Here is a 26841-nt window from a genome sequence, read left to right as displayed (position 1 = left end):
GGTCAGGTCGCCTGGGCGGCCGGGCGGCCGAGAAGCTTCTCGATCTCCAGGCTGCGGTCGTACGTGTGCCGCAGGAACGAGTCGTTCGACGTGTTCTCCAGCAGCCGCCGCACGAGGTAGGCCATTCCCGGGAGCATCTCGCCGAACGGCGTGTAGATCCGGACCCGGTAGCCCTGCTCCGCCAGGATCTGCGCCTGGTAGTCGGCCATGCCGTACAGCATCTGGATTTCCCAGGCCGACTGCGGAACTTCCAGGTGCTTCGCCAGCGCGATGCCATGCGACAGGCTGCGGAGGTTGTGGCTGCCCAGCGCCGGGCGGACCCACTGGTAGTTTTCGAACAGCACGCGAGACAGACGTTCGAAGGCGGCGTCCGACTGCCACTTCTCCTGGTAGACCGGGATTGGCCAGCCTTTCTGCCGGGCATTGATCGTTTCGTAGTCCCAGTACGCCCCTTTCACGAGCCGGACCGTGATCGGTGTGCCGCGCTCCTTCACCCATTCGATCAGCTGGGCGAGGTCGTCATCAGCCTCGGGCTGATAGCACTGGATGACGATTCCGACGTCCGCCTGGTCGCGGAACTCGTCCTCCATCAGCACCTCCTTGAAGATCGAGAGCGTCAGCCGCTTGAAGGCGTACTGCTCCATGTCGACATGCAGGTGCACCTCATGCTCGCGCGCTTTTCGAAGCAGCGGACGCAGGCGCTCCTTCACGGCCTCCGACGTTCCCTGGCGGTCGATCGGCCGGAAATGGCTGGTCAGCGCCGAGAGCTTCAGCGACATGTTGACCCGCGGAATCGGCCCCGAATCGGCCCGATCGATGCGAGGATTGGCCGGCCAGTGATTCACCACCGGCGCGAGTCCGTCCATCAGGTCGAGGTACTGCTTCTGGTAGGCGTCGGATTCCCTTTCCGAGATCGTGGCTTCGCCCAGCAGGTCGAGCGTGAAGCCCAGGCCCATCTGGTGCAGCTTCTTCACGCTGTGCAGCACCTCATCGACCCGCTCGCCCGCGATGAAGCGGCCCGCCATCTTCGAGGCGTTGTTCCGGGCGTTGAGAGCCAGCGCCTTCCCCAGGATGCTGTTCGGCTGGCTGGCATCCAGTCCGATCCGGACGGCCCACGGAAGCCTCGAACGGACTTCGTCGAAGTATTCCTGCAGGTGCCGGGTCACCGTCTCGTGCGACTTGAGCATCGGCAGGACGTCGACGAACCGGAACATCTGGACTTTGACCGATTCATCGGCCATCGCCCATTCGAGGATATGCTCGTCCCACCAGCGGCGCTCGAACACGCTGGGCCGACGCCGCTCGACCTGGTTCCAGAGATCGCGGGCGATCTCCTGGGTGAGATTTTCGAGTTCGGCTTCCTCGCCGGTGACCTGGTCCGCACGCCGCGCCATGTGTTTCCGCTGATCGTTGCCGACGCTGCCAGCGTCGGACTCGGTGACTTCGATGGGTCAGCAGACGCTGGCAGCATCTGCGGCGGCAATCCGGCGCCGCGGCTGAAGACCCCCGCACGCCCTCCGGGCGAGTGGCAAGTCTTGAAGTGTTGCGGTCGCGGGGCGGCCTGACAACACTGATCTCCAACCTCCCGGCTGAATCCACCAGCGGCGATTCGCCTTTTCCGGGAGCGACCCGTGCGCGGGATCGGGAGCCAGACCCGGGCGCCCCTCTCGCGTTCGTCCGCAAGGAACTGCACTCGATGCCGTCTTTCTCCGTTCGCGTCATCGCCCTGGTCCTGCTGACTGCGGGCATCGCGTTCGTCGATGCAGTGCTTCCTGCCCAGATGACGGCCAGTCTGCTGTACGTCGCCCTCGTCCTGCTGGCGTCGGCCCAGCCGGAATCGCGATGGACCTGGATCGCCTTCGGCGTCGCCTCCGTCCTGTCCGTGATCGACTTCGCCATGTCGCCCGGACAGCAGGTCGTCAACAGGTCCGACCTGCTCGGAAACCTGATTCTCACCCAGTTCGTCCTCGTCGTGACGGCCGTCCTCGCCTCGCGACGCCGCCGCGTCGAACGCCGGCTCCGCGACCTGAATGCAAAGCTGGATGAGAATATCGCCAGACGCACGGCCGAGCTCAGCCGGGCCGTGTACGACCTGCAGGCCGAAGCCATCTCCCGCGCCCGGGCGCAGATGGAACTCGAGCATGAGGCCTCGCTCCTGAAGGGGCTCATGGATGCCATGCCCGATCACATCTACTTCAAGGATCGGGACGGCAGGTACCTGCGGATCAACAGCGCCAAGGCGATCCGCTCGGGACTCGGTTCGGCCGACGAAGCCGTCGGAAAAACCGACTACGACTTCTTCCCGAAAGAGCACGCCGACAAGGCGAACGCCGAAGAGCATCGCGTCATGGAGACCGGCGAGCCGGTGCTCCGGCAGGAAAACCGGCTGGTCTGGCCGGACGGCCGCGTGACATGGTCGTCCGCCACGAAGGTCCCCCTCAGGAGCAAGCAGGGGGAGATCGTCGGCACACTGGGAATCTCCCACGACGTCACGGGGCACCACGAGCTGGCCGAGACGCTGCAGCTGGAGCGGGATCGCCTCCGCACGCTGATCGACAACCTGCCCGACCTGATCTTCATCAAGGACCTCAACTACGAGCTCATCACGGTCAACCGGGCCTACCTCGAGCAATTCGGCCTGAAGCACGAAGACGACGTCGTCGGGCACACGGAATTCGACTTCTGCGCGCCCAACATCGCGCACCTGTTCCGGGACGCCGACGCCCGGGTCCTCAGCACGGGGCAGTCGCTGATCCAGCAGGAAGAACAGTACACCGCCCCGGATGGCTCGCCGCAGTGGAAGATCTCCACGCGTATTCCGCTCAGGGACCTTTCCGGCAAAGTCATCGGACTTGTCGGCATCTGTCACGACATCACCGAACGGAAGAAGTCGGAACGGGCGCTCCAGAAGTCGGAATGGCTGTATCACTCGCTCGTCGACAACCTCCCCGTCTACGTGGTCCGCAAGGATCTCGAGGGACGCGTGACCTACGCCAACGCCAGCGCCTGCCAGCTCTACGGCCAGTCCTACGACCAGGTGATCGGCAAAACCGACTACGACTTCTTCCCCCGGCACCTCGCGGAGAAGTATCGCCAGGACGATCAGCGCGTGATCGAATCGGGCGAATCGTTCGCCGATATCGAAGAGAACAGCGACGACGGGCGGTTCAATTTCTTCGAAGTGCGGAAGACTCCGGTCCGCGACCTCGACGGCAGCATCGTCGGCGTCCAGCTGATGTTCTGGGACGTCACCGTCCGCCAGAACGCGCTCCGCGCACTGGCCGAAGCGAAAGAGGCGGCCGAATCGGCCAACCGCGCGAAAAGCGAGTTCCTGGCCAATATGAGCCACGAGATCCGCACGCCGATGAACGCCATCATCGGCATGACGGAACTGGTTCTCGAAACGCGCCTCATGCCCGAGCAGCGCGACTTCCTCCAGACGGTTCGCGATTCGGGCCTCGCGCTGCTCAATATCATCAACGACATCCTCGACTTCTCGAAGATCGAGGCCGGGCGACTGGAACTCGAAGAGATTCCCTTCGACCTGCGGGAAACGCTCGGCGACGCCCTGAAAGCCATCGGCCTGCGGGCGCACGTCAAGGGGCTCGAACTGGCCTGCGACATCAAGCAGGATGTCCCCCGCGTGCTCGTCGGCGATCCGCTCCGGCTCAGGCAGGTCGTCATCAACCTCGTCGGCAATGCGGTGAAATTCACCGAACGGGGCGAAGTCGTCGTCACCTGCGAGATCGACTCCGCCGCGCCGCCGAGCGACGGACGGGCACGGCTGTATGTCACCGTTCGCGACACCGGAATCGGCATCACCCCCGACCAGCAGCAGCGCATCTTCCGCGCGTTCGAGCAGGCCGATATGTCGCTCACGCGGCGGTTCGGCGGGACAGGCCTCGGCCTGGCGATCTCGTCGCGAATCGTGCAGCAGATGGGAGGGCGAATCTGGGTCGACAGCGTCCCGGGGAAAGGAAGCGAGTTCCACTTCGTCGTCGACCTGCCGATCGGATCGCCGGATGACGTCGCCAGCCCGCCGCTCGACAGCTCACGTCTCACGGGGCTGCGGATCCTGGTCGTCGACGACAACGCCACGAACCGGCGGATCATCGAGGCCATGTGCCTCAACTGGCACATGCTGCCGACCACCGTGGCTGATGCCCAGACGGGGCTCGAACTGCTGAGAAAGGCCGCGCGCCAGGGCCCGGCCTACGACCTCGTCATCACCGACGCCAGCATGCCGGATGTCGACGGCTTCACGTTCGCCGACCACATCCACCAGGACTCCGACATCCGCAGCACGCTCGTGATGATGCTCACGTCACTCGACCGGATGGGAGACGCCACCCGCTGCGACGAGCTCGGGATCAAGTCCTATCTCATCAAGCCGGTGAAACAGTCCGATCTCTTCGACGCCATCGTGCTGGCCCTCGAAGGCGAACGTCGCGGCCCCGCCGTTTCCCCCATCGCCCCCGAAACGCTGCCGCGGCTGAGGCCGCTGAACGTCCTCTTGGCCGAGGACAGCCTCGCCAACCAGAAACTCGCGAAAGGCCTTCTCACCCGCTGGGGGCACCACCTCACCATCGTCAACAACGGCCTCGAAGCCGTCGCCGCCGTCCGCCGCCGCGATTTCGACCTGGTCCTCATGGACGTCCAGATGCCCGAACTTGATGGAATCGAGGCCACCGCACAGATCCGCCAGCTCGAAGCCAACACCTCGCAGCGACTGCCGATCATCGCCATGACGGCCCACGCGATGAAGGGGGACAAGGAACGCTGCCTCGCGGCCGGGATGGATGGCTATTGCCCCAAGCCGGTCCGTCCGCGCGAACTCCACGACGCGATCATCCGCGTCCTCCCTTCCGCCCTCCCCGCCGGCGAGCTTCCGGCCCTCAATGTCGCCTCAACTCATCTGCAGGCAGCTGAAAACAGGCAGCCTGAAGCGTCCGCCGCGCCGCTGGTCGACTGGACCGCTGCGCTGAAATCGATGCAGAACGACGAGTCGCTCCTGCTCGACGTGATCGATGCGCACCTGTCGGAAATCCCGCAGATCGTCGAGAACCTCGAGGCGGCGATCAGCACGAAGGATGCGGCAACCGTGAGGCGGCTGGCTCACACGATCAAGGGGAACCTCCGGGCGCTGCATGCGCATGAACCGATCATCGCCGCCGACCTCGAGGCCGATGCGTCGAAAGACGACCTCTCGCGGGCCGACGAGCTGTTGGCGCAGGTTCTGGCTCAACTTGATGCGGTCAACGAACAGTTCCGGCAGCGCCTGCAGGCGACCAAATCATAGAGACGGCACTGCCTCTTCTCCGCACTGCACCTTCCCGAAGCGGGCCCTGCGGGCTTTGAATGCCCGCCACGCTCACTCATCATGCGCGCATGTCGCGTCTCGAACTGAACGACCTGTCCCACCCGGACCTCGATCCCTATCGCTCGCTGAAACACACCAACTCCACGCGGTGGAGCGGTCGGTTCGTGATCGAAGGGCACCGCTGCGTCCGCCGCCTGCTCGAAAGTCGCTTCAAAACCCTCTCCGTCGTCGCCAGCGACCGCCGCGTCCACCTGATCGAGAATGATGTTCCTCCGGACGTTCCGCTCTACGTCATTCCCGAAACCCAGGCCGAGACGCTCCTCGGCTTCAAGTTTCACGCGGGGGTGATCGGCTGCGGCCAGCGTACGAGGCCTCCCCGCTGGGACGACGTCCTGCCGCGCGATCCCTCGGCCCCGGCCCTGATCGTCGCCTGCCCCCGAACGACCGATCCCGACAACCTCGGCGGGCTGATCCGGTTGGGCGCAGGATTCGGAGTGACTGCGGTCGCCCTCAACGAAGGGTGCGCCGATCCCTTCTCCCGTCGCGTCCTGAGAGTCTCGATGGGAAACGCCTTTCACCTCCCGATCGTCGATTCGGACAACCTGGCCGGCGACCTCCGCTACCTGCGGGAGAAGCATGGCTTCCGTATCGCGGCCGCGGTCCTGGATGACGCTGCCATCCCCCTGGCGCAGGTCCGCCGGCCGTCGCGCCTCGTGCTGCTCCTGGGCAACGAAGCCGACGGCCTCGAACAGGAGTGGGTCGACCTCAGCGATGAGAAGGTCGTGATCCCGATGGCCGACCAGACCGATTCGCTCAACGTGACCGTGGCCGCCGGCATTATGCTGCACCACTTCACTCAAGTGTCAGGCCTTGCCCGTTGACGCTTCCCGGGCGGCTTCGCGCTGCTTGCGCTCGGTCACGGCGGCCCGTTCGACGGTTCGCGGAGCGCCTCCTTCTTCGATGACGACCATGTGCTCGTCGTCTTCCGGAATCCAGCCTTTCTGGATCATCGACCGCAGGATCTTGTATTCCCGCTCGCCAATGATGTCGTTCACCTCGGCAAGCAGTTTCTTCCCGCCGCGTCCGTGACACACGGGCATCGGCTGGACGTCTCCCCAGTGGTCGAACTCCTCACTCGGCTTGAACGTGCAGATGCAGGGAACCTTCTCGTGAGCGGCAATGTCGTGTCCGGGAAGCGCTCCTGGCGAAAACCGGATTGCGCCCCAGGTCGCCTTCTCACTTTCCCCGGTGCCGATGTTCGCGAGCACGATCATCGTCAGCGGCTTCTCTTCGAGGATCATCCCGGCCGAGATCAGCCCGTTCGCGAAGTTCCGCTTGATCGCCTTCCAGACCACAAAGGTCAGCAGGCCGATCCCGAACGAAAGCAGGAGGACCAGTCCGCCGATCGTCGTCAGGGTCGTCGACAGCGCTCCCGGCGCCGGGCCCGGTTTCTCCACGGCCTCTCCGGTGACGCCAAAGGCCATTCCGACGAGGAAGACGATCACGCCAATGATCGCCAGCAGCTTCAGGGTCGGTTCATAGAGCAGCGCGCGGAGCAGCGACGGATTTCGATTCAGGGCCCGCCCGGCCATCGAGTCGTTGACGATCTCGCTCGCTTCACCGAGCGCTTTCTTTCCCGCCATGACCCCGCCCCTTCGACCGTCCCGAATTGCTCCGTTCCGCCGAGGGATTCTCGCAACCGGCGACAACCCGGGCAACGGGGGGCCGGTTGCTGACGTGCATTCATCGCACGGACGGGGCGCGATGAGCCGGAGGACACAGGGGGCTGACGCCCCCCGCTCGCCTGGCGGCAACGGGACGACGCTCAGCCCGACCGGCCCACGTAGTACACGTACGGAATCGCGGTCTGCATGATCGACGGCCGCGAGTAGTACTCGGGCCAGTAGTGGGCGTGCCCGAGGAGGTCGGTCACGTCGCAATCGGCGATCTTCGCGGCCTGCGGCCCCAGCTTCGAACGGTCGCGCGGCGTGACGCCCGAGCGGGCGATCGCCCGGTGAGCGAACGGCCGGCTGAGCGGATAGAACGCCAGGGGAAGATCCTTCCGGTTCTGCAGGTTCAGGATTCCCTCGACACGTCCGGGAACGCGGTCGTAGCGCTGCCCCGGGTTCAGCCAGTTGTGATCGAACGCCGCGGCCGCCATCACGATCCGGACCCGCTTCCCCTGCGAGCGATATCCCGTGAAGCAGTAGTCTTCCACTTCCCCGCCCGCGAGCAGCTGCACACACGACATCACCGCCCGATTGCCGTGGCTGTGTCCCCACAGGCAAATGGGGTGCTGGTCCGGGATGTTCGAGAGCAGCCAGGCGATGTGGAAGCCGTTGAAGTCAGAACGGCAGCCCCGAACCGCCACGTCGACCGGCGCGATGAACGTGTACGGGCCGTCGCTCGGCCACGTATAGAAAATCACATGCACGGGCAGGCCCGGAGCGGACGCCCTCAGGGCGTTGTAGGCCTCGGCCGATTCTTTGCAGTTGTCCTCGACGCTCACAAAGCTGCCGTGCACGCAGATCAGCACGGGCGTCCCAGGCTGGAGCTGGCCGACCAGGTGCGGAATGCTGCTCCTCGTCCAGCTTCCATCCGGATTGCGCTGGGTCACCTCGAGGGGGCAACCGTTCCAATCGCGGGGGTGCTGCGCCGATTGGCGGCTGCTGACCGACCAGTAGCACGGACCGGCGTAAACGCGAGGCTGCTCCAGCTGCGGAACGGCTGGAGCGGCGAACGAAGGCTCATCGACCGTGGAAGCAGTCTCCTGCACGATGCGCACGTCGACAGCCTGCGTCACGGTGCGCGGGTCACCGTCGACGATCAGCACGCCGCCCCCCATGGCGCGGGGCGCAAACAGGATGGACCAGGCCAGCAACAGCCAGACGAAGCGGGCAATCAGCCAGACCGGAAACAACGACCGATGCATGAAGGACGCGAATCCACAGGCACGGCACACTCCGTCGCGCCAGAGAAGTTCGCCGAAAACATCCTGCATCGACGGCGATAAGGCTGCCATCGGTATCGACACTGCTAGAGGAACCGTCCAGACCCATCCTGCGAGATCCCGGAAGCACCCGGCATTCCGCGGCGAAAAGACGGTTGGCGCGCACCGCGAATGCTGGGAGGAATCGGCCGACTCTGCCGGAAGCGACCACCCGCAGCGGCAAGCGGGGTTCTTCGGGAAAGATATGACGCCCGCAACGACTCTCTCCGCCCCTGGAAGCCGAACCCCGGCGGTTCGTCTCATGTCCCTCCCGGGCTCGCTCCGGCCGAACCGACCGACCGCTTCCGATCTGCTTGTCAACATGACAACGCCTGACAGGCGGAAACTTGTCAAATCGTCAAAGCCCCCATTCGCCAAAGCACCCGTCGCGCTGGACAGTCGTCGCCCCTCCACGCAGACTGCCTGTCATGAATTGTGAAGAAGTGCTGTCGAGGATTCAGGGCGATCCTCGCTACCAGTCGAATCTCGACTGGGGCAAACCACGCAGCGGACATCCGGAAGGATCGGTCCGCGCCCACATCGCCGAGCTGGAACGAAACCTGAACCGCCTGCGGCCCAGGCTGACGGCACTCGAAGCCGCAAAACTGCGGGTTCTCATCCACACGCACGACACGTTCAAGGGGGACGCCGCAGAGGGCGTGCCGATCACGGACCCGCGCAGCCACGCGTCACTGGCCCGAGCGTTCCTCCAGGAATACTGCGACGACCCGGACCTCCTGGCGATGGTCCAGTGGCACGATGAGCCCTACGCCCTGTGGCGTCAGTGGAAACACCGGCACGTCCTCAACTCGCAACGGCTGGAGGCTCTGATCAGCCGGATCAGCGACTGGAACCTGTTCCTGGCCTTCAACCTCGTGGATGGCTGCACGGACGGCAAGGACCGGGACTGCCTGCACTGGTTCCTCGGGCTGGTCGGCGATCGCGTCCAGTGCGGATTTGGAGAGTCCGACATTTTCTGACACCCTCCAAAAGAGACGGGCGCTTGAAAACCTGCCTTGACCCGACCCGCCCGACCCCCGACCCTTCTTCGTTCCCCTTGCACTTTCGAACGCCAGACCCCCTTGATCAATGTTTCTTCGCGTCCTCAAAGCCAAGCTGCATCTCGCCACCGTCACCCGCACCGACGTCAACTACCACGGCAGCATCACGATCGATGAAGACCTGATGGACGCCGTCGGACTCCTGCCGTTCGAGCAGGTCCTGATCGGCAACTGCAACAACGGGGCCCGTGGCGAAACCTACGTCCTCCGCGGCCCGCGCGGCTCCGGAGCGATCGAGCTCAACGGCGCCATGGCCCACCTGGCAGCCCCCGGCCACCGCATCATCATCATGTCGTTCGCCTTCATGAAGCCGAAGAAGGCCCGGCACGCGAAGCCCCAGGTCGCGATCCTCAACGAAGCGAACAGGATCATCGAACAGTTCGCCGGCGAACCAGAGAATCCCGTCGACCCCGTGTAACGCGACGCATAGGGCGACAGGAAGGCTGGTCGCGCGCTGCGGAGTTGAGGTTGAACAGAAGGAAAGGAAGGAAAGCAAGTAGCGGGGCTGAGGACGCCGGCGCCTTCTCATCGAGGGGCGCAGCGTCCACCTGGAAGAATCGCGCGGGGCGCCCGGCCTGTTACCTCACGCACAGTTACTTCACGCACCAGTTACTTCACGCAGTAGTCGATCAGCCGCGAAATCTCCGCCCGCAGTTCCGTGCGGGGGACGATCCGGTCGACGAAGCCATGCTCCAGGAGAAACTCGCTGGTCTGGAAGTTCGCCGGCAGCGCCACCTTCACCGTCGACTTCACGACGCGCGGACCGGCGAAGCCGATCAGCGCCTTGGGCTCGGCCAGCGTGATGTCGCCGAGGGACGCAAAGCTGGCGGCCACGCCGCCCATCGTCGGGTTGGTGAGAACGGAGATGAACAGTCCGCCGGCTTCGTGATAGCGGGCGAGGGCCGCGGAGACTTTCCCCATCTGCATGAGGGAGAAGATCCCCTCGTGCATGCGGGCGCCGCCGCCGGAACCGCTGACAATCACCAGCGGCAGCCGGGACTTCGTGGCTTCTTCGATGGCCCGGGTCAGCTTTTCGCCGACGACTGAACCCATGCTCCCCATGATGAACGAGGAGTCCGTCAGGCCGAAAACGAGCGGGCGGCCGCGCATGTACCCGCGGCCGACGATGCAGGCGTCGACGAGTCCGGTTCGCTTTTGTTCGTCAACCAGGCGGTCCTTGTAGGGACGCTTGTCGGCAAAGCCGAGCGGATCGACCGAGCGCATGCCGGCGAACCATTCCTCGAAGCTGTCCTGATCGAGGAGCTGAGCGATCCGGGCGCGGGCGGGCACGTAGAAGTGGTGGCTGCACTCGGGGCACAGCCAGAGCCCCTGCTCGACGCGCTTCCGGAAAACGGTGGCGCCGCAGGCATCGCAGCGGAGCCACACGTGCTCTGGCACGCCGCGTTTGCGGCGCGGCGGCGGTTCGGGGTCCGGCTTGGGGGCCGGGACGTCCGGTGGCGAGGGAACCGTCGAGGCGTCCTGGGGCGTCATGGGCAATCAATACTTTCCAACGGCCGGTGCTGTCCCGGCAGCCGGAACACGATAGCGGATTCGGGCGTTTGTGCCACGGCGAGTTTGCCGCGAGGGGCCGAAGCCGGCCGGAGCAGGCGTCCGCGCCCGGCCGTGCAGAAGCCGGGACGAGGGCGAATTTTCAGCGGTAGGAGAGGCGGCGCAGGGCGCTCAGACCAAAGCCACGGGCAATGGAAGCGGGTTCCACGGCCGCGGGAGGCTGGATGACTTCGACAATCTGGAGGGGACGTTCGAGCGGGCCGGCCAGACGAGGCTCCTCGCCCTTCAGCACGCAGCCAATCAGCGTCGCGAGAGGCTCCGGAGCCACGATGGCGAACGACTGACCCTTCTTGACAGGCTTGCGGAGGGCCTCGAGGACCCGGGCATGGACGTCGGCGAAGGTCTCCCCTTCGGGCGGGCAGACCGAGGTCGGGTCTTCCTGCCACTGGCGGAAGACTTTCGGCTGCTTGCGGCGGATTTCCTCGACCGGCATCCCCTGCCAGAGGCCGAAGTGCATGTTGTCGAGCTCGCGGAGCGGCTTGACGGGAAGATCAAGGGCACGACCGATCACGCGGGCCGTGGAAAATGCAGGTTCGCCCGGACAGCAATAAACGACTTCAACAGGGACGCTGCGCAGCTCCTCTGCGGCGGCGTCGACTTCGGTCCGGCCCTGAATCGTCAGTGGAAGATCGATCGTGCCCTGCACGCGGGCTTCCACGTCGAAGTCAGTTTCGCCGGAGCGAATCAAGACGTACGACATAAACCTCGAAGACTCCTAAAGATCCGGGGTCTGCCGGCGCGCGAGGTCAGTCAGTTCCTCGACGGCCTGCCGGTAGTCCGGACGGTCAAATACAGCACTTCCGGCCACAAACACCTCCGCACCTGCGGCAGCGCATGGGCCAATGGTCGTGCTTCCGATTCCACCGTCGACGGCGATCAGGGTGTCCGAACCCACGATCCGCCGGACGGACTCCAACTTCTCAAGCGACTCGGGAATGAACTTCTGCCCCCCAAAGCCGGGCTTCACACTCATCACGAGAACAGTGTCGAACTCGCCCAGCAGCGGCTTGATCGCCTCGGCCGGGGTTTCCGGATTGATGCACAGTCCCGCCAGGCAACCCCTGGCCCGGATGTGGCGGAGATGCTGCTTCGCATTTCCCTGGGACTCGATGTGAATGGTGATCCACTGGCAGCCGGCCTGGACATATTCATCCAGGTACGGGGCGGGATCGGCCACCATCAGGTGCGCTTCGAAGATCGCGTCGGTCCGCTTGCGGCAGCTGGCAATCACCATGGCGCCGTAGCTCAGATTGGGAACGAAGTTCCCATCCATGACGTCCCAGTGGAGGACGGCGGATTTGGCCTCATCGAGCAGCTGAATTTCGCGCGCAAGGTTTCCGAAGTCGACCTTCAACATCGAGGGGGCGACAATCGGCACGCGGCGCCGAAGCGTTTCAGAGATTCCGACAGCGGTCATTCCGACGGCAACGGTGCGGTTCCTGGAAATCGCGGTTCGCCAACGCTGGCAAAACTGGGGAGGCGTCGTGAACGGATCCGTCGAAGTCCTCGACAGTGGTCCGATCCCGCTGGTGGCCTCCCGCGACTCCACTTCCGGAACTCGCAGGGGGGATGCATCGCCCATCCGAGCGACTCATCCATGGCGGGAATTGTGATCGAGACGGGCAGACGCGTCCAGTGGCAGACGGCGCGGTTTGCAAACCGCTTCCCCGAAAGCACTTAGAAACCCCCTTCTCAAACCGGCCCAACTGGACACTCCGAAGACGCCCTGGGGATGGCCCCGCGGGCCCCTCCCCAACTTCAGTCGATTCCCCCTTTCGAAGCGAGATCCCGGGCATTGATTCGGGCAGTCTGGGTAAGCGCCGCATCCCCGGCGCAACTCGTTCATGCAGGCTTTGCGGAACAGTCGATACGACCCATGAGAACAAAGGCGGGTCGACCTCGGGGGAGGCAATTGGTCATGTGGAAATCACACAAACGGCAGAGACCCATTGCGGTCGCGTTCGGAGGCGCCTGCCTGTTCAGCCTGGGCTTCGCAGGCTGCGCCCGCGAACCAGGGCTCGAACTGGCCAATCAGGATGTCCGCTCCGACAGCGCCATCACGGAACGGGCCAACGAGTCGATCCTGCGCTCCCGGAAAGAACTGGCCTCCGCCTCGGGCTCGTCGGCTCCGGTTCCCGGCATCGCAACGACCGAGCCTGAAATCGATGAACGGCCTTCACTTGCGTCCCGCTGGACGGCTCCGTTCAGGAGCGCTGGCAACCTGCTGAAACGCAAGCCCGAGGAAGTCCAGGACGATCCGTTCCTCGCGGAATCGAAGAAACTGAAAGACTCCGTGGCCAGGGAGTCGGTCGCCAGCACGGCGAAGACCGGCGGAGCCGAGAGCAAGGCGGCCGACCGCCCCTCCGGCGAGACCGTCGTCGCCATGGCCGATCGCATTGCAAAGACGGAAGCGGGGACGGCCAAGGTCGGCCCGAAAGCCGCACAAAACTCGGAGTCACAGGCGGCCCTCGACGACTTCCTGAAGTCGCAGGAGCCCATCGGCGTGAACGACCGCGCCCTCGCCGCGGGGACGGCCTCCCCGACGCTGACCCGCAAACCCGGAACGTCGCCCGAACCCCGGCCGATGGTCGACGACCGGGCTTCGAGCTCGGACGTCGCCGCGAGCGACGAAGCCAGGGCGTCGTTCGAAGAATTCGCCACGTCACGCCGTTCTGTGGCCAAGGCCAGCGCGGCCCGCCCCTTCCCGGCCACGGACGAATCGGAACTCGACAACGTCGCCATGCCCCCCGCACGGCAGAGCGCCCGCAATCCGCTGGCCGCCGCCCCGGCGGGAGTGCGCCGCAATCCGCTGGCCGATGCCGCGGAGGAAGTGGCCGAAGGAGCGGCCGTCGCGAGTAAGTCGCAGCAGGCGAACGGACGTGAAATCGCCGGCTTGCTGAAGAAGGCCAAGTCCGCCGGCGACAAGGGCGAATTCGAACAGGCCCTGTCGTACACCAGCGCCGCGAGCGAGCTGGCGGAGCAGTGCTCCTACGAATTCGCCGCCCGCGAAGCCACGCCCGAAAAACTGGTGAGGTGGCTCGAGGCGAAGCAGGCGTCGATGGAACGCGCGGCCGAGGCCGAGGCGGAACGCCGCCAGATTGCAGCCACGCAACGCCCGAATCGCGACCTCGCCGCCCGGCCGACCGGATTCTCAAGGCCGAACGCCGAGAGCGTCTTCGCCGACGAAGTGGCGGAGTCGGTCGCAGCCGCGGAAACGGCTTCCGCCGGCCAGCTGACGAATTCGCCGTTCAATGAATGGGCCGCCGGAGTCGGACGGGAGCCGAGCGCCCGTGCCGCGTCGCCCGAATGGCCGGTCCTCTCAAACCGCGAACTGGCCGCGTCGGATGGACTCTGGCAGGCATCGAGAAGCGAGTTCGAGCAGTCGTGGACCGACCTGCGGTCGAACAAGCCGTCAACCCGCCACCAGCCTTCCGCGGAAACCCGCCTGGCCTCCGCGGAAGAAGACGCGCCGAGCTTTGTGGCGACCGCCGAAGCGGAAGGAATGCGCTCGATCGCCCACACCGTTCGTCCGAGCGACCCGATCGTGCAGCTCGGTCAACCGACCGACCTCGCGCCCGGAGCGGAAGCCGCCGCCGCCCGCAGCGGTCATCGTCGCGGTCCCCGCCTGGCGACGCCGCCCCCGCTGTCGATCGAACACGAGCGGGAGCCGCGCGTGGTCGCCTCCAAGGCCCGCGGGTCGAAGTCGTCCCGGATGGTCTGGTTTGCCATCATCGGGGGATTGTCGATCGGGGTGCTCGCCGCCTTCCGCCGCTGGGCCTACCGCACGCCGCAGGCGTGAAGGGCCCTCGTGAAGCATGTTGCCGGAATGCAACGTGTGGGCGCGAACGGCGTCATTGGCGCTTTTGAGCATCTGCAGCAATGAGTTCAACCGGTGTTACCCTCATGCTTGATGATTCCGCGTTCATAAACGGAATCACGAGCTAGAGTCGTTCGTTCGCGCAAATGAGGCGCGGAGTGGTCGAACCGGTCAGAGCTATGTCGAATCAGCGAGATCCCTGGAGCCGCCCCACGATGGAGGACCTGCGGCAGGTCCTTGAAAACGTCGGGAAATCCGAGATCGAACACGGGCGAAACGCTGAGCGGCTGGAACTTTCGGTTCCGGCCGAGGTGACGACGAGCCGCGGCAACGTGATTTCCGCGATGACGCGGGAGATCAGCCGGTTCGGCATCGGGCTGCTGCATCGCGGGCCGATCATGCCCAGCGAAGTCACGGTCCGCATGGCCAGCGAGACGCGGGAATTCGAATACCGGGTCGCCGTCGAATGGTGCCAGCCCTGCTCGAACGGCATGTTCATGAGCGGCGGCCGCTTTCTCACCCAGGCCTCGAAAAGCTGACCCTCCGAGGATCACCCTGGCCCCGCAGCCGGGTTGTGCAGGTCGGTCGGGTCGTTCCATGAAGGCGCGGCTTTGCGCCCGGGCGAAGGGACGACCACCTGACGCAAACAAAGACCAGCAAGTCACTTGCAGCTGAGTCGTCGATCTTTGGGCGTTTTCAGTCGGCGGCGTTGATTACCAGCTTTGGAAACGGGCGAGGGCGTCTAACCCGTCCCGCCGCGACGATGCGCGGCAGCGCCCTACAGCTTCCACAGTTTTCCCAGTCAGTCCGATGGCCGGGCCAGTTGGCTGCCGAAACCCCTGATCGTGTTGTTGACCGTCGGATCGGGGGTTAGGATTGAGGGTCCTCCTTTGGGGACTGCTGGGTCCAGAGGAAGCCCCGATTCCAGGACGGAGTCGGAACGATCGTCTCGCGGCCGCCGAATTCGGGACTGGCCTGCGATGGATCGCGTTCCGCCTCCAGCAGGTCAATGCTGGTGATCCGTCGGCAGTATCAACTCCCGGCCCTTTCGTCGTGTGGACGAACGGGACAAATCCGGGATCTGCCCGCCGGACGTGATGGAGTCAATCGCGATGGGTTACTTGTTGCTGACGGGAGCGACCGGCCTCTTGGGCCGCTACCTGATGCGCGACCTGCTGACCGCGGGCGTTCCCCTGGCCGTCCTTGTTCGCCGTTCCCGCCGGAAAACCCCCGGCGCCCGCGTCGAAGCGGCCATTCGCAGCTGGGAAGAAATGGAAGGCCGGACCTTTGAACGTCCGGTCGTGCTCGAAGGGGATATCACGCAGCCCGACTTCGGCCTGACGCCCGACCAGACGAAATGGGCCGCCGAAAACGTCAACGCGATGCTGCACAACGCGGCGAGCCTGTCGTTCGTCAGCACCGGCCGGCATGCCGAGCCGTGGCGTTCGAACGTCGACGGCACGAAGCACGCGCTCGAGTTCTGCCGCCAGGCCAACATCCGCAAGATGTTCCAGGTGTCGACCGCCTATGTGTCGGGCATCCGTGACGGCCGCGTGTATGAACACGAACTGCGCACCGGCCAGGAATTCGCCAACCCGTACGAAGAGAGCAAGGTCGAGGCCGAAGAACTCGTCCGCGACTGCAAGCACCTCGATTCGGTCACGGTGTTCCGTCCGGCGATCATCATCGGCGACAGCAAGTCGGGCGTGACCTTCACGTACCACAACTACTACGTGATGCTCGAACTGGCCCATAAGCTGACCGAGCAGCTGGGCAGCCAGGACTTCACCGGCCGCGGCGTCGCCAACTACATCAACCTCGACGCCAAGTCGGAGTGGAACAAGAACCTCGTCCCGGTCGACTGGGTGTCGGCCGTCATGTCGCACGTCATCACGCACCCGGAACACCACGGCCAGACGTACCACCTCACGCCGCGGCTGCCGATCAGCGTGCGGCTGATGCGCGACGTGATCGAGCAGGTGAACAACCTGTACGGGATCAACTTCGGCAAGCCGGTGAAGATCGAGAACAACCAGTCGCTGGCGCTCGAACTCTTCCACAGCCACTCGGAGGTCTACTCCTCCTACTGGCGGGCCGATTCGATCTTCGATTCGACCAACACCCAGCGAGCCGCTCCGCACCTCATCTGCCCGCACGTCGATCGCGACATGCTGGTGCGGCTGTCGGAAGCGGCGATCGAAAACAAGTTCGGCTGGAAAGACCCCGTGGTCGACGAGCCGGCCAAAGTGCTCGGCGCGTAATGCGTGACAAACGATTCCAACACCCCGGCTGCCCGAAAGCAGCCGGGGTGTTTTGCGTTGGAGCCCGCCATGAAGAAGAAGTCGGCCGCGAAAGCGTCAGGACCGCGATCCGTGAAGTCCGCCAATGCGGCGCTGATTTCGACGCTCAGCCCGGAAGCGGCCGAGGAAGGGATCCGCCGGCTGCGGAAGGTCGACCCGATCCTGAAGGAGGTCATCGATCGCGTCGGGCCGTTCAAGCTCACGCTGACGAAGAACCGCTACCACTCGCTGGCCCGCGCCATCGTCGGACAGCAGATCTCCACCTCCGCCGCCCGTTCCATCTGGAAGCGGCTGGAAGCCCTCACGGCGCCGAAGATGCTGACGGCCGATGCGATCATCGTGCTCGCGGATGAGGACCTGCGGGGCGCGGGGCTGTCGCCGCAGAAACTGCGTTACTTCCGCGACCTGGCGCTGCGCGTCGCTGATGGCCGGCTGCCGCTGGCGAAGCTGTCGCGCATGAGCGACGAGTCCGTGGTGGAAGCGCTCGTCGAGGTGACGGGCGTGGGGGAATGGACGGCGCAGATGTTCCTGATGTTCAGCCTGGGCCGGGCGGACGTGTTCGCGCCGGATGACCTGGGGATCAAGACGGCGCTCAAGAACCTGTATGCGCTGGAGGTGCTGCCCAACAAGGCATTGGCGCTGCAGATTGCAGAGCCTTGGCAGCCGTGGCGGTCGATTGCGAGCTGGTACCTGTGGCGGAGCCTGGAAGCGAAGTAGACTCGCTTTCGTGCGAAACGGTTGCGGGGTTATTGCGGAGGGGCGGCAATGAGGGCTGGTCACTACGCGGGCGCGTTCTTCTTCCTGTTCTTCGGTGCGTCCACAGCGAGCGCCACGAACCCGGGATTTCTTCCGGGCGACTGCTGCTTCCTGACGAACCTCACGCAGGAGAAAGTGAAGGATCTCCAGAACTCGAATTCACCGACGTTCTCCTACAAAGTTCCAGATCCACTCTCGATGGCGTTCTGTGGCTACAGCGGGTACTGGCGACTTGAGATTCCGGACATGCCTCAAGCGCAGCGGGCCGCGTTGAAGGCTGCTTACGAGAGTGCACGGGAGTTCCAGCCGCGGGAGCTGACTGAGCTGAAAGACTCCGAAACGGGCCGGCTTGAAGTGATCGAGTCGAACCCGCTGCGCGTGCTGGTGGTGAATCGCGACTTCGACTTCAAACGTTACGGAGTGCTGGGGAAGTACAACGAGGCGTGGCCGAAGGAGTCGCTGGCAGGCGCGGGAGGATTCTTCGGAGGCGGCTCGGGGAGCACGCCGGCGCGATCATATGTTCCGATCGTCCAGAACGCAGAGATCGTGATCCAGGAGTGGTATCACGGATCCGAGGTAGCGCCGCTGGCGGTGGAGCTGCCGGCGCCACTCGAGGCGACTGTCGGCGGCAAGCCCGTTCTTCAGCCTGCGAAAGCGAAGAAGCCGCTGCGGTTCATCGTTCTGCCGGAGCGGTTCGAAAGTTACGTGAAACCGGAGGATGGAACGAGCCTGTATGTCGTTGATGACGACGTCGTCGAGTATCGCTATCACCCGGGCGATCGCTGGCTGAAGGCGGCCGACTGGGAGAAGAAGCAGGATGGCGTCGAGGAACATCTGCGCGCTGTCGATGCTCAACCGAAATCACCACCCAGCGGCTGGTGATTTCATACCTCGTCCTTGACCACTCGTCGTTGCCGAGGAGAATCGTCGCTAGTCGAAATCGACAACGATAGACCCACGGATGCCCGTCCTTCCGTCGTCAGTCAATTGCCCTCTGCAGGGGGCAGAGCCGGCCAGAGTGAGCGAAAACGTCGACTTCCCCCTGGGAAAACATCCATGAGCACCACGAACGTCGCCGCTGATCGGAGGCCGACTCCCGATCCCGCTGAAGACAATGCGTTCTTCCCGTCTCCGTATTCGCTGCAGCAATATACCTCGTCGAAAACCGACTTCGACGGAGTGACTTCCAGAAAGCCGTACGAGAGCGGCAAGTGGAAGGTGCTGATGATCGCCACCGACGAGCGTTATCTCCTGATGAAGAACGGCGCCATGTTCTCAACCGGAAATCATCCGGTGGAAATGCTGCTGCCGATGCACCACATCGACCAGGCCGGGTTTGCGATTGATGTTGCCACCCTCTCGGGCAATCCGGTCAAGCTTGAACTGTGGGCAATGCCCAAGGACGACGAGGCGGTTCAATCCGTCTATCAAAAGTATCTGCCTCAGTTGAAGCAGCCGGCGAAGTTGTCCGACATCATCCGGGACAACTTCCAAGGGGACTCACCGTATCTCGCGGTCTTCATTCCCGGAGGCCACGGCGCGCTCTCGGGCATACCCCACAGCGACGAGGTCAGACTGGTGCTTCAGTCGATGCTCGACAACGATCGACACATCGTGACGCTCTGCCACGGACCTGCTTGCCTGCTTTCCCTGGCCCTCGGCAATCATGCGAAGAAGTTCCCCCTGAAGGGATACAAAGCCTGCGTCTTTCCTGACGAGCTCGACAGGAAGAATCCGGAGATCGGATATATGCCCGGCCCGATGCCCTGGTTCGTCGCCGAGCAACTGAAGTCGCTCGGTGTGGAAATTCTGAACGAGGACATCACGGGGAAATGTCATGTCGATCGCCAGCTGATCACCGGTGACAGTCCTCTCGCATCCAATTCACTCGGAAAACTGGCTGCGGAAGCACTCCTGACGGTGGTCGCGAACGACTGACGAAACAGAGCCCGTCCATTCCAGCGGACTCGGCCTAATTCGCCCACCCGATCATGTCGCCGGAGTAGTGCTCGTAGAACATGAAGCCGATCTTCTCGCTGAGGCGGGAGAGGTATTCTCGCTTGAACGAGACGAGCGACTGGTCGTAGGCCGAGCGCGGGACGCGGGTCGGGAAGGCGAAGTCGAGGTCTTTCGAGAAGATCCGTTCGCCGTCGTCCTTCATATCGCTGACGTGGACGAAGCCGACCGTCTTGCCGCGGTACAGGCTCGTCGTGGTTCCCTCTTCGTAGAGGCTGAACGATTCCAGCTCGATCTCGATGACGTAGTCGGCGTCGAACGCCTTGCCGATTTCGGAGGCCATTTCCCAGTCGGGATGCTGATCGACCCAGGCGCGGACGTAGTCGGGCTCGATCGGCACGATCTTGTGTTCGAAGAGCCGGTAGGAGACCTGGGCCGCGACTTCCTTGTCGATGGAGGGGAAGTTGTATCGGAGTTCGAGCGGCGCGTAGCAGACGACGACCACCTTCACGTCCTTCTTGGCCATCGACAGGCCGGTCTCGGCATCGAAATCAGGCTCGATCGACGGGGGGCCGCCGAGCAAGAGGCCGAGGAGGACGAACTGGGCGCAGCCGCTGGTCGACAGGGCCAGCGCGATGCCGACGACGACGCCAATCGCCCGGCGGAGGCTGGGGCGGCGGATGGTGGATTCGGCGGAGGCAGTCATGGGGAACGTCCTTGTTCCAGTCGTCAGTGACTCATCGGAGGCAGGCCCAGGAATCTCAGCCCGGGCCGTCCACACACTTCACTACAGGATTTCGCTTGTCGCGTGGTCGTAGAACAGGTTGCCCAGCTTCTTGCTGATCTCGTCGACGAACTGCTTTTCGAACGCGTTGATCGACATCGAATCGCGGGAGACGGGATGTTTCGGATGCTCGATCTGAAACTCCTTCTCGAAGATCTGCACCACGTGCCGTGTCCCCCCCTCTTCGCCGCCTCCGCGGGCCGACCAGGCATAGGCCATCCCGGCGGCGTATCCGCGGTACAGGTTGGGACTGTTCGGCTCCTTGATCCCGTAGCCGCTGAACTTGATGTGGATCAGGTAGTCTGATTGCGGGAACTCGCGGGCCAGCATGAGCGGGTCGGTGCTGCCCGCCTTGCGGTCCATCACGCGGGAGACGTCGTTCGGATTGACGACGTTGATCTTCCGCAGGCCGAACCGTCGCGACATCTGCTCGACGACGTCGTAGGTCAATGAGCCGTTCTCATCCATCACCGTGACCGGGGCCGAGGCGAAGATGATGATCGTGTTCTTGTCGGACAGCTTCACCCCGGTCCGGATGCGGAAGGCCGATTCCACATGGGGATCGCCCAGGATCATCTTGCTCATGATCGAGCCGAAGTTGATGCACCCCGCGGAGGTCGTTCCCGCCGCAAGGGCCATCAGGAACATCCGCCGCGACGGCGCAGCGGGCGCCGGCGGGCGTGAGCGATCGGGCGACAGGGAAGAGGAGGTGTTCGGCGCGGACATGTCTGGTGTCCGATCTTTCCGTGAAAGGGGCGCGGCGGCCTCGGGCGGGAATCGGTGAAGGCGTCTCGATCGAGTCAGGATGTGACGGAATGCAGGGCGGGAAGGATCCGGACCAGCCAGCTGGAAAAGGCCAGCGAAGCCAGGACGGCCACAACCGTGATGAACGCCCAGTCGGCCCGGACGACCCCGAGGAGCCTGCCCGTCGCGGCGGACAGCAGCAGCCAGGGAGTCATCATCGAGGACAGCAGGGCGAAAACGAACGCCGCGGAATTGGCGTGAAAGGCGTCTCGCCACTGGCCTCGGACGAAATGGGCGAAGCTGGTCGTTCCTCCGCAGGTGGGACAGGGAATCTTCAACACGACACGAAAGGCGCAGGGAGTCAGTCCCAGCTGCTCGTGAGTGCCATACCCCCGCGGATCGGGATGAACCGAAGTCGCGAGGAACAGCAGGCCGCCAAGCAGGCTCGCCAGGCAGAGACACGCAAGCCTTCCCCAGGGGGTCAGCGGGTGTCCGGACAGGGCGAACAGGGACATTTTTGGACGGAAAGCGGTGTCGTAAGGCAGAATGCCCTCAAGGACCAACGGGGAGTGTACCGAAAGGGGCCCCCCTGCGCAGTTTCTGCCGCTCCAGGCCGGTCACCTCGTGTCCGGGGAGTGCCCCCGGCCTATTCCCGGCTGATCGCCCACGCGAGCCGCCCCGTGAGCCGGGCCTCGATCAACATCCAGGCGGCCAACAGCATCCCCCCGAGCCCGCCGGCCAGTAACGGCGACACCCGCGCCAGACCCCAGATCGCACCGGCAATCGAAGCCGTCACCACCCCCGAAACGACGTAATAACCCAGCCACGGAAGCGGCTTCCGGACGAGACTGAGCGTCACGTTGGGGGAGATGAAGTTGAGGCCCCCTCCCGTTTCCAGGGCCGAAAGGAGCACGTACGGAAACGCCACGATCGCAACGAGAAAAGCGGGCCAGCGGTCCGGAACGGCCGCCAGGTCGAGCAGACGGGCCGTCACATACCCCGCCAGCGCCGCAACAGCAATCAAGTATTGGACATACGCCATCGTCATGATCCAGTCGCGCCAGTTCTGGTCGGCCCAGTTGACGACCTTCTGGTTGCCGTTCGCGGTATCCGTGATCACCGCCATGCAGACGGAGGCGGCGTACGATGCGGTCCAGATGCCGATCCAGATCAGCGGCAGCGCGAAAAAGCCCATCACCAGCCCCGTCGGGCCTCCAGCGCCCCCGAGGAGCGAGACCAGCAAGACCACCAGCAGGGCAAAGAACGTCGTGCCGAGCGACAGGAAAACCCACTTCGGCGCGATGTCGCGTTCCCAGGGAAACGTGAACGTGCCGGAGAAATACAGGTTGGCCGGCGGCGTCGGATCGGGCTCGCGGCGGATCTCGCTCTGCGCCTGCAGATACCACGCGGAATAGAAGCGGTCGGACCGCGCGACCTCGCCGACCGGCACGGGCTCGATCGCGTCGAACTTGTCCGGAATCGCCTCGCGTTTCTGTTTCTCGCGATGCTCGGCCCGGGACGGCACACGAACCAGCTCGTGGCAGTCGTGGCACTTGATGTGGTAGGCCTCTTTCTTCGGCGCGGAGTGGAGCCTCGCCCGGCAAATCGGACAGACGACCAGGATCACGTCCTGGGCCTTCTTCGCACGCCGCTCCGCGTCCGGGCCATCCAGCGGCAGCACGGCGTAGCCCTCCAGGTTCGGGTCGCTCTTGAACTGCGGGGCCTTCGTCACCGCCTGCCCCGCGGCCGGGACGAGGACCGGAGAATGGCAGATCGGGCAGTGCGTCTCGTGGGGCTGGTCGAACGCCGTTTCATCGAGGCGTGTGTCACACACCTTGCAGACGACAGTGACGACCGGCTTGTCCGACATGAAAGTCCGCAGGAAGAAAAACGGGGAGGAATCCGGGCTGTCTCGCGGTTGGAAATGGTTCCGCCGCGAACGATTACGTCAATCGGCCCCGCCCCGCGAGCGCCAAACTGGAGAGAACAGGGGGAATTCGCCGCCCGGCGACCGCGGAGACCTGCCGGCCTGTGCAGTTTATGCAGCGAACTCCCTTCTGAATGCCCCGCCGGCGCAGGACGGCAATTGATTACCTGCAGGGACCCCCGTAGATTGCCAAGTGACACATTGAAATACGGTGTGCCGCCCGGAACGGATTCTTGCGCCCCGCCATCGCACCCTGACGAGGCTGTCCCCATGCCCCTGTTCATCGCCCGCTCGTCCTTCGCGGCGTGTGCGCTGCTGCTTGCGACGACCGTCACCTCCGCCGACAGCCGGATCGAATCGATCCGCTCCGTTGACGGGCATCCCCTCACGATCACCTACTACCCCGTCTCGGCCAAGGCCTCCAGCGGCGATCGCGAAAACGCGCCCGTCGTCGTCCTGCTGCATGGCAGCGACAAGGGCCGCATCCTCTGGGACAAGGCCGCCCCGGGTCGCGGCGAAACTGCGAACTTCGCGGAAACGCTCCAGGCCGACGGCTATGCCGTCATCACCGTCGACCTCCGCAAGTTCGGAGACAGCAAGTCCCCCGGCGACATCGCCAAGCTGCGACCCGATGACTACGAAAAGATGGCCGCCAGCGACATGTTCGCCGTCAAGCAGTTCATCTTCGAACGGCACCAGGAGAAGGATCTCAATATGAACAAGATGGCGATCGTCGCCGCCGGTCCAACGGCGGCCGTCGCCATCAACTTCGCCGCGGCCGACCTGACGGTTCCCCCCTACGACGATGCCCCGGTCCTGGCGAACCGCACCCCTCGCGGCCAGGACGTGCGGGCGCTCGTGCTCCTGTCGCCGGAAATGTCGGCCGGGCGTCTCAACTCGAATCGAGCCATGAGCCTGATCAAGTCGCCGAACGCGGGCATCGCCATGCTCGTGGTCGTCGGCGCCCAGGACACGGCCGACAAGGGGCAGTCGGAGAAGGTCTTTGAACTGATGGAAAAGGCCCAGCGGAAAGACGAAAAGCGGGTCTATAAACTATCGCCGGCCCTCCGGGACCGTGAGTTGGGATTGATCGGGAAAGTGCCCGACCAGGTGGAGGTTCCGATCCGGAACTTCCTGAACAAGCACGTCAAAGAGTTCCCGAGCGCCTGGCGCGATCGGAAGAACAAGGTCACGGGTTGATTCAGCGTGGAGGGTTCATCGGCCGAACAGGCTCCACGCGGGCATGAGCAGACGGGAAGTCCCGGCCGGGTCGTCGTGTCGCTGTGTGCCTACAACGAGCACGACAACCTCGTGGAGCTGATTCCGGAGATCCGACGCGTCGTTCCGGCGGCCGACATCGTCGTCATCGATGACAACTCGCCCGATGGGACCGGTGAACTGGTCCGGGAGTTCGCGGCTCGCGATCCGCAGATCCATCTCGTCAGCCGGGCAGGAAAACTGGGGCTGGGAACGGCGACGATCGAGGCCTTCCGCTTCGCGCGGGATCGCGGCTACGACTGGCTGCTCAACCTCGACGCCGACTGCTCGCACCCGCCCCGGTTCATTCCAGCGATCCTCGCGGCGACTGAGAACGCGGATGTCGTGATCGGCTCCCGGTATGTCCCCGGCGGCAAGATTCCCGACTGGCCCTTCCGTCGGCGCTTGATGAGCTGGGGCATCAACGCCCTGGCACGCACCTGCCTGGGCCTGAAGACGCAGGACAACAGCGGCGCGTTTCGCTGCTACCAGATGACTCTCGCGTCGCAGCTGGTCGATGCACGATTCCTCGCAAAGGGCTACGCGTTTCAGGAGGAGGTTCTTTACCGCCTGAAGCGACTCGGGGCCCGGTTCGTCGAAGTCCCCATCACGTTCGAAGAACGGCGTTTCGGACGGACGAAGATCAACCTCAAGGAAATGTTCGCGGCCCTGGCCGTGATGTTCCGGCTCGGCCTCTCACGCCTGGTTCCCCGCGGCCCGCGATAGCAGGGCTTTCCGTTCTCGGGCTCCCGCCGGCGAGGGCGCTCTCGCCGAGGCTCGGCTTCCCCGCTGATCCGTCCGTCGCCGCGTCGATCAACCTGGGCCGATTCGCGTACGATCCTGCTCCATGCTGACCGCGGGCGCGGTTGGAACGACGCATTCCGCCAGGCAGGATCAGGGCTTCGCCAGAGACTTCATGAATTCCGCAACTGTCGTTGAACCATTGCTCTCCCGTCAGCGACTCTGATTGGCGAAGCACTCCGGTTCATCGAAACGTCTTCCGGATTCCGCTTGTGCTCGAAGGGATCGGTGCGAATCACGTGAAGAAAACAGAGCCGACACTGGTCGAGCGGCTTCGCGAGCGGATTCTGATCCGGCAGTTTCAGCGAGGAAGTTCGGATGCGTTTCTGGCCCTCGTCCGGCTCTACGAGGAGCGGCTGCTGTATTTCATTCGCCGGTTCGAACGCGACCCCGAGCGAGCGCTGGACGCACTCCAGGACGTCTGGCTCATGGCGTGGAAAATGCGGTTGTCGCTCCGTTCCCCGGGAGCATTTCGAGCATGGCTCTATCGCATTGCACATGGAAAGATCGTGGATGCGATCCGCAGAGAATCGCGCCGCCATCGGGCCGAGCAGCAGCGACCGGTCGCTTCAACGAACACCACCGACGGGGTCAGCGCGCTGCTCGAGGCAGCCGAACTGGTGCACTTCGCGCTGGCGCGCCTCTCACCCGAGCACCGCGAGGTGCTCACCCTCCGTTTTCTGGAAGGCATGACGATCGCCGAAATCGCGACCGCCACGAACTGCCCGAACGGAACCGTGAAATCCCGACTGCATTACGCGAGCCAAGAAATCCTGACCCTGATCGCGGAACAACACAATGACTGCCAATGACAATGTCCGAGACCTGATTCACAAGCTGGTTGCCAGCGACGATCCGCCGAGCGAGCAACGAATGTCCGAGCTGCACACGGCCCTGGAACAGAAGGTCACAAGCATGAAGCAGCGCGGCCGCTACTCCCAGCTCGTGTGCGTCGCCGGCATCGCATTGATGATTCTGGGGTTTGCCGGTGTCCTGTTGGCCGCCCGGAGCAGCCAGGAAATCCGCTGGCTGACACTCACCAGTTCCAGCATCCTGATTGCCGGCGCTGTCGTTGTCGTTGCCGGCTGCGTGGGCCTCTTCACGTTTCGCGGCTTCGGGTACGTCTGGGCGCGCCACGATCTGCACGATGCGACGATGATGGAACTCTCACTGCAGGTCCAGCGGCTCTCCGAACGGGTGGACGCACTGAGCAAACGCCCGTGATGGAGAGGCGCATCCGCCACCAGCAACCGCCCCCCGCCCCCTCTCGTTCCCAAGCTCCAGCTCGCCATCTCGTTCCCAAGCTCCTGCTTGGGAACGCACTCTCATCGAAGCTCTGCTTCGCGATTCGTCGACGACCACTCCATCAACACATCGATCAGCCCCGGCCTCTTTGCATAGTTTCCGGCGCTGGAATACCGCCATGAGACCGGATCATCGACATACCCTCGCTTCAATGGGTTGTTGTGGATGTATTCGATCTTCTGTGGGAACGCACTCTCATCGAAGCTCTGCTTCGCGATTCGTCGACGACCATTCTGTCAACACATCGATCAGTCC

Annotated in this window: 24 protein-coding genes; 14 read left to right on the top strand and 10 right to left on the bottom strand. The window is 64.2% G+C overall.

Annotation, left to right across the window (positions count from 1 at the left end; genetic code table 11):
- Positions 1-2: 2 nt before the first annotated feature.
- The gene (locus Pan44_RS00460; protein ID WP_145026130.1) at positions 3-1394 is read right to left on the bottom strand and encodes a proline dehydrogenase family protein; all 1392 of its coding nucleotides are present in this window, start codon (positions 1392-1394) and stop codon (positions 3-5) included.
- A gap of 302 nt (positions 1395-1696) precedes the next feature.
- Here Pan44_RS00460 and Pan44_RS00455 point away from each other — a divergent pair, with 302 nt between their 5' ends.
- Together Pan44_RS00455 and Pan44_RS00450 are read left to right on the top strand one after the other, a co-directional pair.
- Entirely contained in the window at positions 1697-5299 is a 3603-nt protein-coding gene (locus Pan44_RS00455; protein ID WP_145026126.1) for a PAS domain-containing protein, read from the top strand.
- An 89-nt stretch (positions 5300-5388) separates the two neighbouring features.
- Positions 5389-6201: a TrmH family RNA methyltransferase gene (locus Pan44_RS00450; protein ID WP_197453719.1), complete on the top strand. Its 813-nt coding sequence runs from the start codon at positions 5389-5391 to the stop codon at positions 6199-6201.
- Here Pan44_RS00450 and Pan44_RS00445 read toward each other — a convergent pair.
- Together Pan44_RS00445 and Pan44_RS00440 are read right to left on the bottom strand one after the other, a co-directional pair.
- Entirely contained in the window at positions 6184-6963 is a 780-nt protein-coding gene (locus tag Pan44_RS00445) for a DUF3239 domain-containing protein (RefSeq protein WP_145026120.1), read from the bottom strand. The genes Pan44_RS00450 and Pan44_RS00445 overlap by 18 nt on opposite strands.
- A 182-nt stretch (positions 6964-7145) precedes the next feature.
- On the bottom strand, positions 7146-8252 hold the full coding sequence (locus Pan44_RS00440; RefSeq protein WP_197453718.1) for an alpha/beta hydrolase: 1107 nt from the start codon (positions 8250-8252) through the stop codon (positions 7146-7148).
- 485 nt (positions 8253-8737) lie between these two features.
- Between Pan44_RS00440 and Pan44_RS00435 the strand changes: the two genes are divergently transcribed.
- Both Pan44_RS00435 and panD read left to right on the top strand, forming a co-directional pair.
- Positions 8738-9289, top strand: coding sequence for a hypothetical protein (locus tag Pan44_RS00435; protein WP_145026114.1), 552 nt, complete (start codon positions 8738-8740; stop codon positions 9287-9289).
- Between the two features lie 109 nt (positions 9290-9398).
- Positions 9399-9788, top strand: coding sequence for an aspartate 1-decarboxylase (panD, locus tag Pan44_RS00430; protein WP_145026111.1), 390 nt, complete (start codon positions 9399-9401; stop codon positions 9786-9788).
- A gap of 191 nt (positions 9789-9979) precedes the next feature.
- Here the strand turns inward: panD and accD are convergent, their stop codons facing one another.
- The 3 genes from accD to rpe form a co-directional block, all read right to left on the bottom strand.
- Entirely contained in the window at positions 9980-10861 is an 882-nt protein-coding gene (accD, locus tag Pan44_RS00425) for an acetyl-CoA carboxylase, carboxyltransferase subunit beta (RefSeq protein ID WP_145026108.1), read from the bottom strand.
- 160 nt (positions 10862-11021) lie between these two features.
- The gene (locus Pan44_RS00420; RefSeq protein WP_145026105.1) at positions 11022-11639 is read right to left on the bottom strand and encodes a histidine phosphatase family protein; all 618 of its coding nucleotides are present in this window, start codon (positions 11637-11639) and stop codon (positions 11022-11024) included.
- Positions 11640-11654: 15 nt separating this feature from the next.
- Positions 11655-12356: a ribulose-phosphate 3-epimerase gene (gene rpe / locus Pan44_RS00415; protein ID WP_145026102.1), complete on the bottom strand. Its 702-nt coding sequence runs from the start codon at positions 12354-12356 to the stop codon at positions 11655-11657.
- Positions 12357-12857: 501 nt separating this feature from the next.
- Here rpe and Pan44_RS00410 point away from each other — a divergent pair.
- From Pan44_RS00410 to hchA, 6 genes are all read left to right on the top strand, one after another.
- Positions 12858-14738: a hypothetical protein gene (locus Pan44_RS00410; RefSeq protein ID WP_145026098.1), complete on the top strand. Its 1881-nt coding sequence runs from the start codon at positions 12858-12860 to the stop codon at positions 14736-14738.
- Positions 14739-14935: 197 nt separating this feature from the next.
- Positions 14936-15295 carry a PilZ domain-containing protein gene (locus tag Pan44_RS00405; protein WP_145026095.1) on the top strand — a complete coding sequence of 120 codons (360 nt, stop codon included), beginning with the start codon at positions 14936-14938 and terminating at the stop codon, positions 15293-15295.
- A 573-nt stretch (positions 15296-15868) separates the two neighbouring features.
- Positions 15869-17017 (top strand): SDR family oxidoreductase, encoded by a 1149-nt coding sequence (locus Pan44_RS00400; RefSeq protein WP_145026092.1) that lies wholly within the window; start codon positions 15869-15871, stop codon positions 17015-17017.
- 69 nt (positions 17018-17086) lie between these two features.
- Positions 17087-17773, top strand: a complete 687-nt coding sequence (locus tag Pan44_RS00395) for a DNA-3-methyladenine glycosylase family protein (protein ID WP_145026089.1) — start codon at positions 17087-17089, stop codon at positions 17771-17773.
- Positions 17774-17821: 48 nt separating this feature from the next.
- Positions 17822-18694, top strand: a complete 873-nt coding sequence (locus Pan44_RS00390; RefSeq protein WP_145026086.1) for a hypothetical protein — start codon at positions 17822-17824, stop codon at positions 18692-18694.
- A gap of 174 nt (positions 18695-18868) precedes the next feature.
- Positions 18869-19750 carry a glyoxalase III HchA gene (hchA, locus tag Pan44_RS00385; protein WP_145026083.1) on the top strand — a complete coding sequence of 294 codons (882 nt, stop codon included), beginning with the start codon at positions 18869-18871 and terminating at the stop codon, positions 19748-19750.
- 34 nt (positions 19751-19784) lie between these two features.
- On the opposite strand, the gene Pan44_RS00380 is transcribed toward hchA, so the two are convergent.
- The 4 genes from Pan44_RS00380 to Pan44_RS00365 all read right to left on the bottom strand — a co-directional run bounded on the left by Pan44_RS00380 (position 19785) and on the right by Pan44_RS00365 (position 23166).
- Positions 19785-20474 (bottom strand): hypothetical protein, encoded by a 690-nt coding sequence (locus tag Pan44_RS00380; protein WP_145026080.1) that lies wholly within the window; start codon positions 20472-20474, stop codon positions 19785-19787.
- Positions 20475-20555: 81 nt separating this feature from the next.
- Positions 20556-21278: a hypothetical protein gene (locus Pan44_RS00375; protein ID WP_145026077.1), complete on the bottom strand. Its 723-nt coding sequence runs from the start codon at positions 21276-21278 to the stop codon at positions 20556-20558.
- A 74-nt stretch (positions 21279-21352) separates the two neighbouring features.
- Entirely contained in the window at positions 21353-21811 is a 459-nt protein-coding gene (locus Pan44_RS00370; protein ID WP_145026074.1) for a DUF2752 domain-containing protein, read from the bottom strand.
- Between the two features lie 131 nt (positions 21812-21942).
- Positions 21943-23166, bottom strand: a complete 1224-nt coding sequence (locus Pan44_RS00365; RefSeq protein ID WP_145026071.1) for a hypothetical protein — start codon at positions 23164-23166, stop codon at positions 21943-21945.
- A 327-nt stretch (positions 23167-23493) separates the two neighbouring features.
- Between Pan44_RS00365 and Pan44_RS00360 the strand changes: the two genes are divergently transcribed.
- The 4 genes from Pan44_RS00360 to Pan44_RS00345 all read left to right on the top strand — a co-directional run bounded on the left by Pan44_RS00360 (position 23494) and on the right by Pan44_RS00345 (position 26505).
- Positions 23494-24423 (top strand): alpha/beta hydrolase, encoded by a 930-nt coding sequence (locus Pan44_RS00360; RefSeq protein ID WP_145026068.1) that lies wholly within the window; start codon positions 23494-23496, stop codon positions 24421-24423.
- Between the two features lie 6 nt (positions 24424-24429).
- Complete coding sequence (locus Pan44_RS00355) at positions 24430-25206, top strand: polyprenol monophosphomannose synthase (RefSeq protein WP_231754184.1); 777 nt, start codon at positions 24430-24432, stop codon at positions 25204-25206.
- Positions 25207-25493: 287 nt separating this feature from the next.
- Positions 25494-26093 carry an RNA polymerase sigma factor gene (locus Pan44_RS00350; protein ID WP_197453717.1) on the top strand — a complete coding sequence of 200 codons (600 nt, stop codon included), beginning with the start codon at positions 25494-25496 and terminating at the stop codon, positions 26091-26093.
- Complete coding sequence (locus tag Pan44_RS00345) at positions 26080-26505, top strand: hypothetical protein (RefSeq protein ID WP_145026062.1); 426 nt, start codon at positions 26080-26082, stop codon at positions 26503-26505. Before Pan44_RS00350 ends, Pan44_RS00345 begins: the two co-directional genes overlap by 14 nt.
- Positions 26506-26841 lie beyond the last annotated feature (336 nt).

The sequence above is a fragment of the Caulifigura coniformis genome, from assembly GCF_007745175.1.
Taxonomy (GTDB): Bacteria; Planctomycetota; Planctomycetia; order Planctomycetales; family Planctomycetaceae; genus Caulifigura; species Caulifigura coniformis.
The sequence above is the reverse complement of the archived record's forward strand: the minus strand, read 5'-3'. Positions and strand labels throughout refer to the sequence as shown.

Coding starts and splice junctions, on each gene's coding strand:
- Pan44_RS00460 (WP_145026130.1), bottom strand. CDS start 1,394: ATGGCGCGGCGTGCGGACCAGGTCACCGGCGAGGAAGCCGAACTCGAA.
- Pan44_RS00455 (WP_145026126.1), top strand. CDS start 1,697: ATGCCGTCTTTCTCCGTTCGCGTCATCGCCCTGGTCCTGCTGACTGCG.
- Pan44_RS00450 (WP_197453719.1), top strand. CDS start 5,389: ATGTCGCGTCTCGAACTGAACGACCTGTCCCACCCGGACCTCGATCCC.
- Pan44_RS00445 (WP_145026120.1), bottom strand. CDS start 6,963: ATGGCGGGAAAGAAAGCGCTCGGTGAAGCGAGCGAGATCGTCAACGAC.
- Pan44_RS00440 (WP_197453718.1), bottom strand. CDS start 8,252: ATGCATCGGTCGTTGTTTCCGGTCTGGCTGATTGCCCGCTTCGTCTGG.
- Pan44_RS00435 (WP_145026114.1), top strand. CDS start 8,738: ATGAATTGTGAAGAAGTGCTGTCGAGGATTCAGGGCGATCCTCGCTAC.
- panD (WP_145026111.1), top strand. CDS start 9,399: ATGTTTCTTCGCGTCCTCAAAGCCAAGCTGCATCTCGCCACCGTCACC.
- accD (WP_145026108.1), bottom strand. CDS start 10,861: ATGACGCCCCAGGACGCCTCGACGGTTCCCTCGCCACCGGACGTCCCG.
- Pan44_RS00420 (WP_145026105.1), bottom strand. CDS start 11,639: ATGTCGTACGTCTTGATTCGCTCCGGCGAAACTGACTTCGACGTGGAA.
- rpe (WP_145026102.1), bottom strand. CDS start 12,356: ATGACCGCTGTCGGAATCTCTGAAACGCTTCGGCGCCGCGTGCCGATT.
- Pan44_RS00410 (WP_145026098.1), top strand. CDS start 12,858: ATGTGGAAATCACACAAACGGCAGAGACCCATTGCGGTCGCGTTCGGA.
- Pan44_RS00405 (WP_145026095.1), top strand. CDS start 14,936: ATGTCGAATCAGCGAGATCCCTGGAGCCGCCCCACGATGGAGGACCTG.
- Pan44_RS00400 (WP_145026092.1), top strand. CDS start 15,869: ATGGGTTACTTGTTGCTGACGGGAGCGACCGGCCTCTTGGGCCGCTAC.
- Pan44_RS00395 (WP_145026089.1), top strand. CDS start 17,087: ATGAAGAAGAAGTCGGCCGCGAAAGCGTCAGGACCGCGATCCGTGAAG.
- Pan44_RS00390 (WP_145026086.1), top strand. CDS start 17,822: ATGAGGGCTGGTCACTACGCGGGCGCGTTCTTCTTCCTGTTCTTCGGT.
- hchA (WP_145026083.1), top strand. CDS start 18,869: ATGAGCACCACGAACGTCGCCGCTGATCGGAGGCCGACTCCCGATCCC.
- Pan44_RS00380 (WP_145026080.1), bottom strand. CDS start 20,474: ATGACTGCCTCCGCCGAATCCACCATCCGCCGCCCCAGCCTCCGCCGG.
- Pan44_RS00375 (WP_145026077.1), bottom strand. CDS start 21,278: ATGTCCGCGCCGAACACCTCCTCTTCCCTGTCGCCCGATCGCTCACGC.
- Pan44_RS00370 (WP_145026074.1), bottom strand. CDS start 21,811: ATGTCCCTGTTCGCCCTGTCCGGACACCCGCTGACCCCCTGGGGAAGG.
- Pan44_RS00365 (WP_145026071.1), bottom strand. CDS start 23,166: ATGTCGGACAAGCCGGTCGTCACTGTCGTCTGCAAGGTGTGTGACACA.
- Pan44_RS00360 (WP_145026068.1), top strand. CDS start 23,494: ATGCCCCTGTTCATCGCCCGCTCGTCCTTCGCGGCGTGTGCGCTGCTG.
- Pan44_RS00345 (WP_145026062.1), top strand. CDS start 26,080: ATGACTGCCAATGACAATGTCCGAGACCTGATTCACAAGCTGGTTGCC.